Annotated in this window: 8 protein-coding genes; 1 reads left to right on the top strand and 7 read right to left on the bottom strand. The window is 34.5% G+C overall.

Annotated elements, in window-relative coordinates; translation table 11 throughout:
* Positions 1 to 7: 7 nt before the first annotated feature.
* The 7 genes from M0M44_RS19790 to M0M44_RS19760 form a co-directional block, all read right to left on the bottom strand.
* A complete protein-coding gene (locus M0M44_RS19790; RefSeq protein WP_248727254.1) occupies positions 8 to 3,010 on the bottom strand; it encodes a SusC/RagA family TonB-linked outer membrane protein in 3,003 nt (1,000 codons plus the stop codon).
* A gap of 381 nt (positions 3,011 to 3,391) precedes the next feature.
* A complete protein-coding gene (locus M0M44_RS19785) occupies positions 3,392 to 7,486 on the bottom strand; it encodes a two-component regulator propeller domain-containing protein (protein WP_248727253.1) in 4,095 nt (1,364 codons plus the stop codon).
* A 217-nt stretch (positions 7,487 to 7,703) separates the two neighbouring features.
* On the bottom strand, positions 7,704 to 9,335 hold the full coding sequence (locus M0M44_RS19780; RefSeq protein ID WP_248727252.1) for a hypothetical protein: 1,632 nt from the start codon (positions 9,333 to 9,335) through the stop codon (positions 7,704 to 7,706).
* 178 nt (positions 9,336 to 9,513) lie between these two features.
* Positions 9,514 to 10,698: a mannonate dehydratase gene (uxuA, locus tag M0M44_RS19775; protein ID WP_248727251.1), complete on the bottom strand. Its 1,185-nt coding sequence runs from the start codon at positions 10,696 to 10,698 to the stop codon at positions 9,514 to 9,516.
* A gap of 116 nt (positions 10,699 to 10,814) precedes the next feature.
* Positions 10,815 to 11,627 (bottom strand): SDR family oxidoreductase, encoded by an 813-nt coding sequence (locus M0M44_RS19770; RefSeq protein WP_248727250.1) that lies wholly within the window; start codon positions 11,625 to 11,627, stop codon positions 10,815 to 10,817.
* 127 nt (positions 11,628 to 11,754) lie between these two features.
* Entirely contained in the window at positions 11,755 to 12,417 is a 663-nt protein-coding gene (locus tag M0M44_RS19765) for a bifunctional 4-hydroxy-2-oxoglutarate aldolase/2-dehydro-3-deoxy-phosphogluconate aldolase (protein WP_248727249.1), read from the bottom strand.
* A gap of 3 nt (positions 12,418 to 12,420) precedes the next feature.
* A complete protein-coding gene (locus M0M44_RS19760; RefSeq protein WP_248727248.1) occupies positions 12,421 to 12,870 on the bottom strand; it encodes a NanQ anomerase/TabA/YiaL family protein in 450 nt (149 codons plus the stop codon).
* Between the two features lie 121 nt (positions 12,871 to 12,991).
* Between M0M44_RS19760 and M0M44_RS19755 the strand changes: the two genes are divergently transcribed.
* Positions 12,992 to 14,062 (top strand): substrate-binding domain-containing protein, encoded by a 1,071-nt coding sequence (locus M0M44_RS19755; protein ID WP_420842789.1) that lies wholly within the window; start codon positions 12,992 to 12,994, stop codon positions 14,060 to 14,062.
* The last annotated feature ends 8 nt before the right edge of the window (positions 14,063 to 14,070 follow it).

The following is a 14,070-nucleotide window of genomic DNA, read 5'->3' as shown; positions in this document are numbered from 1 at the left end:
TTTTAGATTAAAATTTTAAATTGAATCCTGCTGTAAATGTTCTTACGTTTGGATATCCTCCGTAATCCAACCCTAAATAAGTATTACTTCTAGAATTCGAATCGTTTAAGTAGTTTGTTTCTGGGTCGGTACCTGGATAATCTGTAATCGTCCAAAGGTTTTGCGCACTGATGTAAAAACGAACTTTGCTTAATCCCATTTTCGAAACAATTTTTTCATCTAAACTGTATCCTATAGAGATGTTTTTTAAACGGATATAACTTCCATCATAAACAAATCTTGAAGTGATTCTTTTGGTTCTTGCCGCATTTGCAGGAACATTTGTATCAGTGTGGGTTGGAGTCCAAGCATCTAAAACTTCAGTTGTAGCGTTGTTATTTCCAGAAGCTAATTCCATCAAAGTATAGTTTAAGATTTGACCTCCTTGCGAACCTTGAAAGAAGATATTCAGATCAAGATTTTTATAAGTGAAATCATTGTTGAATCCGAAGATGAAATCTGGGTTTGGATTTCCGATGATTGTTTTATCTTGAGAATCCAGTTTTCCGTCGCCATTTACATCTCTAAATTTTTCACCACCTGCAACAGTTTCAAAGTTTCCTGGTAAAATTGCTTCACCTTGCTGAATTACGCCGTCATAAATGAATCCGAAGAAAGAACCAACAGGTTGTCCAACTCTTAAAATCTGCGATTCAGTAGCTAAGAAATGCCCTGGAGCAGAGTTGATTAAAAGATCTTTGTTATCAGCCAATTTTAAAACTTTGTTTTTGTTTGAAGAAATATTAAAGTTTGTTGACCAAGTAAAATCGGCTCCAATAAAGTTTCTGGTATTAATACCCAATTCCCATCCTTTATTTTCTAATTCACGCACGTTTTGAAGCTGAGAAGCAATTCCAGAAATTCCTGGTAAAGGTCTGTTAAACAATAGATCCTTGGTAATTGTTTTATAATAATCTGCTGTGATACTGATTCTGTTATCAAATAAACCTAAATCAATTCCGTAATCCTGCTGATAAGAGGTTTCCCATTTTAAGTTCGGATTGTCTAATGAAGTCAGCTGAACCGCATTGGTAATCACATCACCGCTTACATAATATATTTCAGAGAATCTAGAAAGAGTAGAGTAGGCGCCAATTGAAGGGTTTCCTGTTGCTCCATAACTAGCTCTCAATTTTAAGTTTGAAACCGTCTTATTGTCTTTTAAGAAGTTTTCTTTACTAATATTCCATCCAATTGCTCCAGAAGGAAAAGTTCCATATTTGTAGTTCTTACTAAAACTAGAAGAACCGTCTCGTCTTGCTGTAAACGTTAGTAAATATTTATCTGCATAATCAAAGTTCAATCTTCCAAAAGCAGAAATTAATTCTGTTTCAGATAAACCAGAATCAGGTTTTAAGAAAACCGTTCCAGCACCTAAATTTCTATAAGAATTCGTATTCGTTAAAAAACCTCTTGAAGCAGCGTACGAATTTTCGTTTTTGTTTTTTTGATACGAGTATCCTCCAAGAACCGTCAACATTCCTTTGTCGATAATTTCACGCTTGAAAGTCAAATAATTCTCTGTCAAGAAAGAAGAAAATCTAGTGTTGTTTACAGAAGCTTCTCCTTTGATGTTTTTTCCAGCAATTAAAGTTGAAGGAATAAATCTTCCTGTTTGTGAATTATTATCGGTTAAACCTAAAGTAGTTTTAAAATCAAGATCTTTAGTAATTTGATATTGAGCAAAGAAATTGTTTCGGTTTACGATAGAAACAGTTTCCAAAATATTTTCCATTGCTGTGGCGTACGGATTGTCAATATCGTCTCCAATTGGAGCAGTTGTTGTATAAGTTCCGTCTGCATTATAAATTCCTTTATCAGGCATAAAACGATATGCAGAAGCAATTACACCCGCTGCACCAGTACCTCCAGCGCTTGTTTGGCTCACAATTCCTTCTTTGTTTTGTTTGCTTGTAAAAGTGTTCAAACCCACTTTAAATTTTGGAGATAAATCGGCCTCAAGATTTCCTACGATTGTGTATTTATCAATACCCGAATTAATTACAACTCCATTTTGGTTAAAATACGTTCCAGAAACATAATATCTTATATTTTCAGAGCCGCCAGAAAAAGACAGCTGCGTATTCGAAATCATTCCTTCACGATAAATTTCGTCTTGCCAGTCTGTATTTGCAGGACCTTGTGTATGTGTTGTGAAACTTTTTCTATAAGTCGCAAATTGATCTGCATCTAATAAATCTAATTTATTATTTACGGATTGAATCGAAGTCGAATTGCTAAACTCAATTACTGGTTTTCCTGGTTTTCCTTTTTTGGTTGTTACCATGATAACTCCATTAGATCCACGAGATCCGTAAATAGCAGTTGCCGAAGCATCTTTTAAAACTTCAATTGAAGCAATATCTTGAGGAGCTGGCATGGAAACACCTGCGAAGCCGTCTACAACAATCAAAGCATCTCCGCTAGCGTTAATAGAAGTTCCTCCACGAACCCTGATTTTTGTAGGAGCTCCAGGTTCACCACCGTTATTGGTCATTACTGAAACACCTGCTGCACGTCCTTGTAAAGCTTGTTCTGCATTTAAAACAGGAAAAGCTGTCAGTTCTTTTGCTGTTACAGAAGATACAGAGCCCGTAATGTCACTCTTTTTACGTGTACCGTAACCCACTACGATGACTTCATCAAGTGCTTTCGTATCTGGTTTTAAACTTACATTGATAACATTTTTAGTTCCAACTGGAATTTCAACACTTTGAAATCCGACGAAATTGAAAACTAAAACAGCATTTTTCTCTCCTACAATTACAGTATAATTTCCGTCCATATCGGCAGAAGCGCCTACAGAGGAATTTTTGATATAGACATTAGCACCAGGAAGTCCGAGTAAATCTTCGCTGGAAGTTATTTTTCCAGTTACTTTTCGTTCCTGTGCATGCATCACGATATTTACCAGTAAAAAAGATACTAGAAAACACCATTTAAACGATTTGTTTTTGTGGTTTGTAAACATTCATTTTTTGGTTTTAAGGTTAATAAGTTAGATAAAGTAGAAAAGCAATAAACTCATTCCGATTATGATGATGACAAAGAGAATTTGCAGCAATAAGAATTTTGTTTTTTTGATTTTCATATCGCAAATGTATAAGGCAAAAAAGAAATAGAAATACAAAAAAGGGTATCTAAAAATACAGATACCCTTTTTAAAGCCTTTAAAAATAAGGATTGTTTAAGTAAAATAAGAAAATAAGAAAATGAGAAATGAGAAATGAGAAATGTGAAAAGTAAAATGTAAAAAGCAAAAGGTAAAAAGTAAAAGATTGTCACATCTAGCAATTCACATTTTCACATCTCACATTTCACATTTCACATTTCACATTTCACATTTCACATTTCACAATTCAATAGTTGAAGATTTATAAAATTTGTCGGCGTATTGAGATGGAGTTTCTCCGTACTTTTTCTGAAAGCATTTGCTAAAGTATTTCGGATTGTTGAAACCGACTTTATAACTGATTTCAGAAACGGTTAATTTATTTTGTTCTAATAATTGAGCCGCACGTTTTAATCTTATTTCATGAATAAATTCATTTGGTGTGCAATTGGTCCAAGCTTTGATTTTTAAAAATAACATCGTTCGGCTCACGCCTAATTCTGAACAGAAAAACGGAATATCAAATTGTTCGTTAGAAATGTTTTCTTCTACAATCTTGAATGCTTTTTTCAATAATTCTTCATCCAAAGAAGAAACCGTGATTTCTGACGGAATAAAACTGTCTTCGCTTGAAAATTTGATTTTTAAACGTTCAGTCGTGTTTAGAAGATTTTTAACACGCAGCCTGAATTCCATTAAATTAAATGGTTTACTGATGTAATCATCGGCACCGCTTTCCAGTCCTTCAAATTTATAAACCAATGAAGATCTTGAAGTTAGTAAAATAACTGGAATATGACTGGTTTTGATGTTTTCTTTAATTTTCGAACAAAGCTCAGTTCCAACCATTTCTGGCATAATCACATCACTGATAATTAGGTTTGGAACAAATTTCAAAGCTTTTTCTAAAGCAATCTTACCATTTTCGGCTTCGATAATATTGTAGTCTTTTTTGAGAAGGTTTTTCATAAACTTTCTCAAGACTTTATGATCTTCAACAATCAATATCGTTTGTTTTTCGTCATTTACAATTAAATCTTCGATGTCTTCATTTTCGATGACTTCCGAAGGTTCTAATTGCGCTTTGTATTGCTCAATATCATCACTGATTTTAAAATCAGGAATAATTTCGCTGTCTAAAAGATGTTCACGCCCGAGTGGTAAAGTGACTTTAAAAATTACACCGCCTGTACTTTTGTTGGTAACATCAATTTTTCCTTTATGAAGTTCAACAATATTTTTAACGATCGAAAGACCGATTCCTGTTCCTTTATTGTAATTTTTCTGCACCTGATTATGTGTTGGAACTTCAAAAAACAGATCGAATATTTTATCGATATGTTCTTCTGCAATTCCCACACCCGAATCTTCAACAGCAATAAACAGATTCTGCTGGTCGTGATTGATTTTAATTTTGATCGAACCGCCTTTTGGAGTATATCTGAAAGCATTTGAAATCAAATTATAAAATACACGTTCTAGTTTATATCGGTCAAAATAGACTAGGATTTCTTCGTTTTCAGTTTCAAAAGAATAATTGTAACCGCCGTCTTTGGCATATTCTATAAAAGATAAAAAGATTTCTTTGGTAAATTTGACAATATTTCCTTTTGCTGATTCCAGCGTAACCTGATGATTTTCCAGTTTTCTAAAATCCATTAAACGGTTAATCAAACTCAACAGATGATTCGCGCTTCCTTCAATCACAAGAAGCTTTTTGTACATTTCATTTGTTCCGTTGTAATCAGCTAAAATTTGCTGTAACGGACCTAAAATTAAGGTTAAAGGCGTTCTGAATTCATGCGAAATATTGGTAAAGAAATCTAATTTTAGTTTATTGTTTTCTTCAATTCGTTGTGTTTCCAGATATTCCAATTCTAATTTTTGTTTCAATCTCGCTTTAGATTTCATAATCCAAATCAGACCATATAAACCTAAACCAATTATGATTCCATAAAGCATAAATGCCCAAATACTGCGCCACGGAGCTGGATTTACAATAACGGTTAAAGTCGTTGGAGCCTGATTCCAAACGCCGTCATTGTTTGCCCCGCGAACCTCAAACGTATAAGTCCCAGGATTTTGAATCGCAAAATTAGCTTCACTGTTTTTAGTGGTTGTCCAGTTATTTTCTAAACCGACCAAACGATAACTGTATTGATTGTTTTTAGATCGAATGTAATTCGGAATCGCAAAACTGATCGAGAAATTCGCCTTGTCATAATCCAAAGTGATCGTTTTGGTAAAACCAATGCTTTGTTCTAAAATTCCGTCTTTGTCATGCGCATTTACCGTTTCGTTTTTAATTTTTAAATCGGTAATTAAAACCTGTGGAGCATAATTATTCAAGGAAATTTTTGTGGCATCGAAAAAAGTGGCACCCAACGGACTTCCAAAATAAAACTGATTTGAACCTAATTTTAAGGCCGAATTATCGTTGAATTCATTACTCGCCAAACCATCTTTCTGATCGTAAATTACAACCGATTTTTTAATCGTATTGTACTTTATAATTCCCTGATTGGTACTAATCCATAAGTTTTTATCATCATCTTCTAAAATTGAATGAATAGAAGTAATAACCGTATTTCCAATTCTAAGATTGATTCTGGTAAACTTTTTTCCATCAAAAACATGAAGTCCTTTGGCTTTTGTTCCCACCCATATTTTATTCTGAGAATCTTCAAACAAAGTCAAAATATCATCTCCTGACAGAGCCGAATGATCGTAAAAGAAATGTTGTATTTGGTATTTCTTAGAATCAAAATTTTGAAGTGAAATACGATTTAAACCATTTTGTGTTCCGAGCCAGATTGAATTTTGTTTGTCGATCAAAATACTGCGAACCATATTATTGGTTAGAAAAACAGGTTTAGAAGTATCATTTCCAATAATTTGGAAGGTTTTGTCTAATGTGTTGTAACGAATTAAACCTTTGCCAAAGGTTCCAATCCATAAGATTTTATTTTCAGCTTTAAGAGAATAAACACCGCTTTCTTTTAATAATTCGGTTAAATCAGATGCAATTCTATTGTCTTCCATTCTTTTGGAAAGGGTATTGTAAGCCGATAGTCCCTTCGAAAAAGTTCCAATCCATAAAATATGATCATCTGCAAGACACATGGCCTTGATATCATTTTTATGAGTTTGTCCAGTTTTACTATTGATATAATTTACAGTTTCGCTTGTTGTATTATAAATGGTAATTCCACCACCCTCAGTTCCAAAATAAATATTCTGGTTTTTATCTGAAATAATAGAACTAACGACATCAAAACTCATCGGAATCTTTTTCGAATTCTGATTGTAATTGGAGAAATTAACATTCGAAACATCCCAAAGATTTACGCCTTTGTAATAGCAGCCAATCCAAATAGAACCTTTTTTATCCATAAAAACCGACTTTACTTTGTCGATTCCGTTTGCATTATTACTGTTATTTATTTTTTGTAGGCTTTTGTCTTTTCCTAAAATATAAATTCCGTCATAAGCACCAACCCATAGAGAACCTTGATTGTCAATTACCAAAGAACGAATGTCCGTATTGATTTCGCGGTATTTTTCAACTGGTAAAAAAGAAACAAAAGCTTTTTCTTTTAGATCGAATTTTAAAAGGCCTTTGTTTTTTGTCCCGACCCACAAGCTGCCGGCTTTGTCTTCAATAACCGATTGAACGTTTAATAAATCGGTGGTATTTAAAGGATAATTTTTAAAGAACAACTTTCCATTCATTCGATTTGTTACTTTACACAAACCTTTCGTGGTTCCGATCCAGATTTCTCCTTTTTGCGTTTTTAGAATGCTTAAGATATTATTGCTCGGAAGGGTAGAAGCATCGTCGTCTGAATGAAAAACCGAAGTAAATAATCCTGTTTTTTTATTATAAATCGTTAATCCTTTTGAGGTTCCAAACCATATTTCACCGCCAATTTCTCTGATGCTCCAAACGGCATTATTGCTTATCGTATGATTGGCTTTGGTGTGAAGGTATCTTGTAAAACGATTCGAAACAGGATCATAACAGTTGAGTCCGTTGTACGTTCCTACCCAGATTTTCCCTGAATCATCTTCTTCAATGGCTAAAATATCATTGTTGCTGATTGAATATTTATCGGCAGCATCGTTCCTGAAAATCGTAAAACGGCTTCCATCATATTTATTCAGACCGTCACGTGTACCAAACCACATTTGCCCAAATTTGTCCTGATGTATAGCAATGACAGAACTCTGCGAAAGCCCATCTGTCGTAGAGAAATTTTTAAGACGGTATTTATTCTGGGAAAACAAATTTCCGCTCATAAATACGATAAACAAAAGAGCTATTTTGAGTTTCATAGCGTTTTTTTTAAAGGTTCAGAGAGGCAAAGGTTTAAAGGAGCAGAGGTTTTCTCATTTTTGTCATTTCGATCCCGAAGCCTCAGGAGAGAAATCTCCACGAGAAGCTCGACAAAAATTTGATTTTCAAAAACTATTTTTCACACATAGCTATGATTATTAATGTAAGTGAAACGCCTTTCTACGCCCCAAAAAGCTATGTTTCTATGTGTTTAAATTATTTTTTCAATCGCTTTTTAAATTGATAATCGTACAAAGACGGAATTTTTTCTATTTCCGTATTCAAAAATTCAATATAAGGATCGACATCGTATTTAATTTCAAATTTAGCATTTCCATGAACTCCAATAATTCTTGCAAAAGCGCCGTCTTTCATTCCATACAATAAAACTGGTTTTGATGAATCTCGATTTTCAACCTGAACATTTAAATTCCAAAAAGTACTGAAAGGACCATGAGAAGGTTTCCAATAATCAGCACCGCCACCGCCAAATAAAGCATAACTATTATTTTTATAAGCTTTTAAATGAACCGTGATATTGTCAAATAAATTCTGGTGATTGGCTCCTGAATGCTGGTCTAAAACCGGATCTGTAAATATCTCGCAGTTCTGATACACATTTTTAGTCGCAAAAGTGTTGAAACTTAAAGGGTGAACGGCAGAATTATAGATTTTCAGGTTCTTAACCAAAATATTATGCACTCCGCCTAAAGTTACGGTATAATGTGCTAAATGCGGGCCGTCAGTTGTAATATCTTGTATGGTAACGTTAGAAACTTCTTCGGCTAAAATTCCACTATCAGCATTGGTGATTTTGATATCTTTAACCCAGCTGTTGAAAAGACGGGTTAAGAAAATACCATTATTGCCAGGTTCAACATGATGCGCCACTCTCGGAATATCAGGAAAAGTAAAACGAAGATGTTCAATTCCGACTTCATTTAGATGTTTCCACTCAACCAATTGCGCCTGATAGCTTGGTTTAATTGAAATAGTTAAAGGTGTTTTTAAAGTAATTTTAGAACCCGAAATCTTTGTAATTTCGACCTGCTGCCTCACAATGGGAAGTTTTGGAAATTTCCAGTGATGTGAACCAGGTTTTACTTTGGCTCCTTGATATAAGTCTTGAATAATTTCGCCATTTTCGCCGTCTTTATTGAACAATTGCAATTCGACAACATCACCAACTTTTAGTCCTTTTACATCAGAGACAGTAATGATATGTTCGCCCATTTTCCCCGAACTGACTTTCGCCAACGGATTAGATTCTGGTTCGTATTTATCCAAATAGGACTTTACGCGTTCGCCCGGAACTTGCGTCCAGATAAAACCGCCAGACCATGCGTATTGAGAGAAAGGCAGATCAATATTGTTTTCAGGTTCACGCTGTCTTTTATCAAAAGTGGTTAAGTATTCGCGAAGTTCTGCCAAAACATCCGAATCTTTTAGATACATCATTGGTCTTGGACAGTAGATTTCAGTTCCATTATCTCCAGAACCTGCACCACGAAGTACAAAATTGCTTCTTTCGATATAGAGAATTTCGCTTAAAATAATGCGTCCTGCTGGCAATTGCAAAATGACATTTCCTTCAACTGCATTAGCGGCTTTAAAGGCTTTTAAAAGCGCTTTTGAATCGTCTAAATTATCATTTGCTTTTACGCCAAAATCTGTTACATTAATAATTTTTCCATCCGATTCTGGAAGTTTAGTTTCTCCAAAATGATAACCTGCATAACTAAAATCAGGCAGATAATCGGTTTTTGAAGTAATGATTTTGGGTATTTCCTGTGCCAGTAAAGTATTTATAAAAAAGCCACAGGATAGAAGAATGGCTTGGCGAATCATGGTTTTGTGGTTTTTGTGGTTAGTTAGTTTTTTTGGTTTGCCACGAAGGCGCTAGGGCACAAAGTTTTATATTTTTTTATTTCACCCTCCGATAACTATCGGGAGCGTGAAATAAAATCTCTTTGATCTGTGGCTAAAATAAAAATCTTCGCGTCTTAGCGCCTTCGTGGCAAGCAAATTATAAAGATCGCTTGATTCCTAATTCAAGTCCTCGCAATTCTGCCAAGCCTCTTAAGCGGCCAATTGCAGAATAACCTGGATTTGTTTTTTTCTTTAAATCATCCAACATTTGATGTCCGTGATCTGGGCGCATCGGTAATTTGCTGTTATTTCTTTTTTCAACTTCTAGAATTGCTTTTACAACTTCGTACATATCAACATCGCCTTCTAAGTGATTTGCTTCGTAGAAACTTCCTTCTTCGTCACGTTGTGTACTTCTTAAGTGAATAAAATTCATTTTATCACCATGACGTCTCACAATTCCAGGCAAATCATTATCAGCACGAACACCATAAGAACCCGTACACATGGTAAATCCGTTTGATGGAGAAGGAGCAGCATTCATTAATTCCATTAAATCTTCCTCTGTACTTACAACTCTTGGCAAACCTAAAATAGGGTAAGGAGGATCATCTGGGTGAATCGCCATTAAAACACCTTTGCTTTCGGCAACCGGAATAATTTCTTTTAAAAAGTAGAAAAGATTATTCTTTAAAGCTTGTCTGTCAATATGATTATAAGCACTTAAAGTAACTAAGAAGTCTTCAACAGAATAAGCTTCTTCAGCCCCTGGAAGCCCAGCCAGAATGTTCTGCTGTAATTTAATTTTATCTTCTTGCGTCATCGCTTCAAAGTAGTTTTTTGCTTTTTGAATTTGCTCAGCAGAATATTCGTTTTCTGCACCTGGTCTTTTTAGAATAAACAATTCAAAAGCAGCAAAAGCATTAATGTCGAAACGTAAAGCTTTTGAACCATCTTCAACCGTGTACGATAAATCAGTTCTTGACCAGTCTAAAACCGGCATGAAGTTATAGCAAACACATTTGATTCCACATAAAGCCAGATTGCGAATACTTTCTTTGTAATTTTCAATGTATTGAAGGTAATTTCCAGTTTGTTTTTTAATGTCTTCATGAACCGGAATACTCTCCACAACCGACCAAGTTAAACCAGAAGCCCCTTTTTTAGGATCGCCGTTTTCGTGTTCGATTTCTACTTTTCGTTTAATAATCTCGTCAATGCTCCATACTTCTCCATTTGGAATATGATGCAGCGCTGTTACAATTCCAGTTGCTCCGGTTTGTTTGATATCTTGTAAAGAAACAGGGTCATTTGGTCCGAACCATCTTAATGTTTGTTCCATTTTTTATGTTTTTTGAGTTCCTGCGAGGTTTTAAAAACCTTGTAGGTTTAAATTAATGCTTATATAAATTAAAAATACCTACAAGGTTTTTAAAACCTTGCAGGACGTGAGAAATCTTAAATGCTTGTTGCAGCAAACCCGCCATCAACTTTTAAGATCGTTCCTGTTACGAATTTTGACATGTCGCTGCATAAAAACAAAAGCGCACCGTCAATATCTTCTGGAGTTCCGAATCTTCCCATTGGCGTGTGATCGATGATTTTTTCGCCTCTTGGAGTCAGTTTTCCTTCTGGAGTCAGCAATAAAGCACGGTTTTGTTCGCCAATAAAGAATCCTGGAGAAATAGCATTTACACGAAGTCCTTCTCCATATTTTTGCGCCAATTCAACCGCCATCCATTGTGTAAAGTTGTCAATTGCCGCTTTTGAAGCAGAATAGCCCACAACTCTCGTTAATGGTCTTTGCGCCGAAGCCGATGAAATGTTGATAATGTTTCCTGATTTCTGTTTCGCAAAAAGCTCAGCAAAAACCTGAGTTGGAAGCATAGTTCCAATAATATTCAAATCAACTACTTTTTGTAAATCGTCGCTTTTCATATCGTAGATCGCTTGATCTGGCTGAATCGTTGCGCCTGGCATATTTCCGCCTGCGGCATTAATTAAAATATCAAGACGGCCGTATTTTTCAACAATAAAATCTTTGGCTTTTTCTAATTCTTCTTTGTTTAAGACATTTGCCTGAACCGCGAAACCTTGTCCGCCATTGGCTTCTAAAGTTTTTACAGTGCTTTCTGCTTTCTCAAGTGATTGCGAAACGATTCCGACCACAACGCCTTGTTGAGCCAAAGTATTTGCAAATCTGCTTCCCAGCACGCCTGCACCTCCTGTTATCAGTGCAATTTTCCCTTTTAGATTGAATATTGAATTCATGTGAGTTTATTTAAAAATTCAATACTTTAAATTCCAATTTGATAGATAAAGTATCTTCTGTATAATTAATTTAATTTTTTCGTTTAATCTCTGTGAGTTTTGGAATTTGGAATTTCAAATTTGAGATTTAACCTTTTATTGTTTCAATCAAATCTAAAACCCTTTTGGTTTCTTTTTCGATTGTCTCGTAAGCACCATATTCCATTAATTCTTTGCTAACTAATTTGCTTCCCATTCCCACAGCAGACACACCAGCGTTAAACCAAGTTTCGATACTTTGTTTAGTAGTATCAACACCTCCGGTTGGCATAAAAATTAAGTTTGGAAAAACATCTTTGATGGCACTCATAAAATCTGGACCTAAGATGTTTCCAGGGAAAAGTTTTATGAATTTTACTCCAGTATTTTCAGCTGCAATAATTTCAGTTGGAGTCATGCAGCCTGGAGCGTATAAAACTTCTTTAGAAATTAAAAACGAAGCAATTTCAGGAACAAATCCTGGGCTTATAAAAAAGTCAGCTCCTTCTAAAAAATACGTTTCTGCCTGCGTTAAATTTTTGATGGTCCCAATTCCTAAAAGCATTCCTGGCATTTCAGCGTTTCTTACTTCAATCATTTTTTTGAAATTAGAAAGTGCTTCTGGACCACGGCTTGTATATTCTACTGCTCTGATTCCAGCGTTATAAAGTGTTCTTAAAATCGTGATGCTTTTGCTTTCGTCTGCATTAAAATACAATGGAAGCATTCCTTGTTTTACAATGACATCAATCGAATTCTGAATAGTGCTCATAACTTATATTTTTACTTTAATAACGATCTTTTTCAGTGTTCCTTCACCAATCATTGCGGTATGAACATCTTCTGGAAATAAGATGGCAAATTGTTTTTCCTGCATTTGAAAAAAGGTATCAGGTGCGTCATGAAAAAAACGAACGTCTCTTTCCTCACTGTAATCGCCATTTGGGCTCACACATTTTTCTCTTGGTTTCCATGCAAAAGTTTCAGGTCCTTTAATAGAAATCTGAATGTCTATGTTTTTATCGTGACATTCAAATCCTTTAACCGCTTCTTCTTTTGTATTTCCTTGTCCGATAATTACAATTAGTTTTAAGCCTTCGCCAATTTCAAAAGCGCCTTCTTCTAAATTGGCAATGTCATTTTGATTTACATAATCAAAAGCTTTTTTGAAATTTGGATGCAGACCATAATATTTTGGTGCATTTTGTAATGAGTCTAGTATCATTTTAATGGGTTATTATTTTTATTTTTTGATGTTATATGTATATTTGCGTGTACGCACACGGTGTTTTACAAATGTATGCAAAAAGTGATGTAAAACAACTTATTTTTAATAAAATAAATTAATTTTACCTGACTGCTTTTATTTTTTTAACTTAAAAAGAATCAATATCATAACAATTAAAAAAATTGCTGAACTAGCTAATATTTCTGCCGGAACTGTCGACAGGATTATACACAAACGCGGGCAAGTCGCGCAGGAAACTGTAGATAAGGTGAATGCTATAATTGAAGAGTTTGGTTATACCCGAAATATTTTGGCAAGTAATCTGGCGTTGAACAAAAAATTTCATTTTGCAGTTTTCCTTCCAAAATCTGAAACTTTGGAATATTGGAAAAGTCAGGTGGATGGAATCGAAAAAGCAGCTTTAGAATTCAGTAAATTCGGAATTGTATTGGATTATTTTTTCTATGATTATGATTTGGCATCTTTTAAAGAATCGGCGCAAAAAGTGTTAGGGTTTGACTGCGACGGACTTTTATTTGCGCCAATTTTCTACGAAGATTCTGTTCAGTTTTTAAAGGAATATGAAAAGAAAAATATTCCAATTGTGATGATCGATTCGAATATTTCTGAAGAAAATGAACATGCTTATGTCGGACAAAATGCTTTTCAAAGCGGCTATTTGGCTGGAAGATTAATTAGTTTTGCTGTAAAAAATGAGAGACAAGTTTTAATTTTTAAGATTACTAGAGAAATCGAAAGCACTTCTGTGTATCAGCAGCGTATTAAAGGATTCTATTCGTATTTTCAAGACCACGATGAATTGACCAATTTTAAATTTTCTGAATTTACCCTGAAAGATTCAGGAATCGATCAATTGAGTTTAGAAATGTTTTCTGGCGTAAACAGCGTTTTTGTACCCAATTCTAGAGCGTATATTGTCGCCAAATTTTTAGAAAAAAACAATATAAAAGGTGTTCGAATTATTGGTTTTGATTTATTAAAAGAAAACATTGAATACTTAAATAAAGGCGTAATTGATTTTTTAATCAATCAAAGACCCGAAGATCAAGGTTATATGGGGATTAATTATTTGTATAAAAAACTGGTTCTACAAGAAGAGACAGAACGGACGCATTACATTCCGCTCGAGATTATTTTGAAGGAGAATTATTTTCCTGTTAGAAAATAAATACATTT

The organism is Flavobacterium humidisoli (assembly GCF_023272795.1).
Classification (GTDB): Bacteria; Bacteroidota; Bacteroidia; order Flavobacteriales; family Flavobacteriaceae; genus Flavobacterium; species Flavobacterium humidisoli.
This window is presented reverse-complemented; position numbering and strand designations above follow the sequence as displayed.

Excerpts from the sequence above, each read along its gene's own strand:
- M0M44_RS19780 (WP_248727252.1), bottom strand. The coding sequence starts at position 9,335 with ATGATTCGCCAAGCCATTCTTCTATCCTGTGGCTTTTTTATAAATACT.
- M0M44_RS19785 (WP_248727253.1), bottom strand. The coding sequence starts at position 7,486 with ATGAAACTCAAAATAGCTCTTTTGTTTATCGTATTTATGAGCGGAAAT.
- M0M44_RS19770 (WP_248727250.1), bottom strand. The coding sequence starts at position 11,627 with ATGAATTCAATATTCAATCTAAAAGGGAAAATTGCACTGATAACAGGA.
- M0M44_RS19790 (WP_248727254.1), bottom strand. The coding sequence starts at position 3,010 with ATGTTTACAAACCACAAAAACAAATCGTTTAAATGGTGTTTTCTAGTA.
- uxuA (WP_248727251.1), bottom strand. The coding sequence starts at position 10,698 with ATGGAACAAACATTAAGATGGTTCGGACCAAATGACCCTGTTTCTTTA.
- M0M44_RS19760 (WP_248727248.1), bottom strand. The coding sequence starts at position 12,870 with ATGATACTAGACTCATTACAAAATGCACCAAAATATTATGGTCTGCAT.
- M0M44_RS19765 (WP_248727249.1), bottom strand. The coding sequence starts at position 12,417 with ATGAGCACTATTCAGAATTCGATTGATGTCATTGTAAAACAAGGAATG.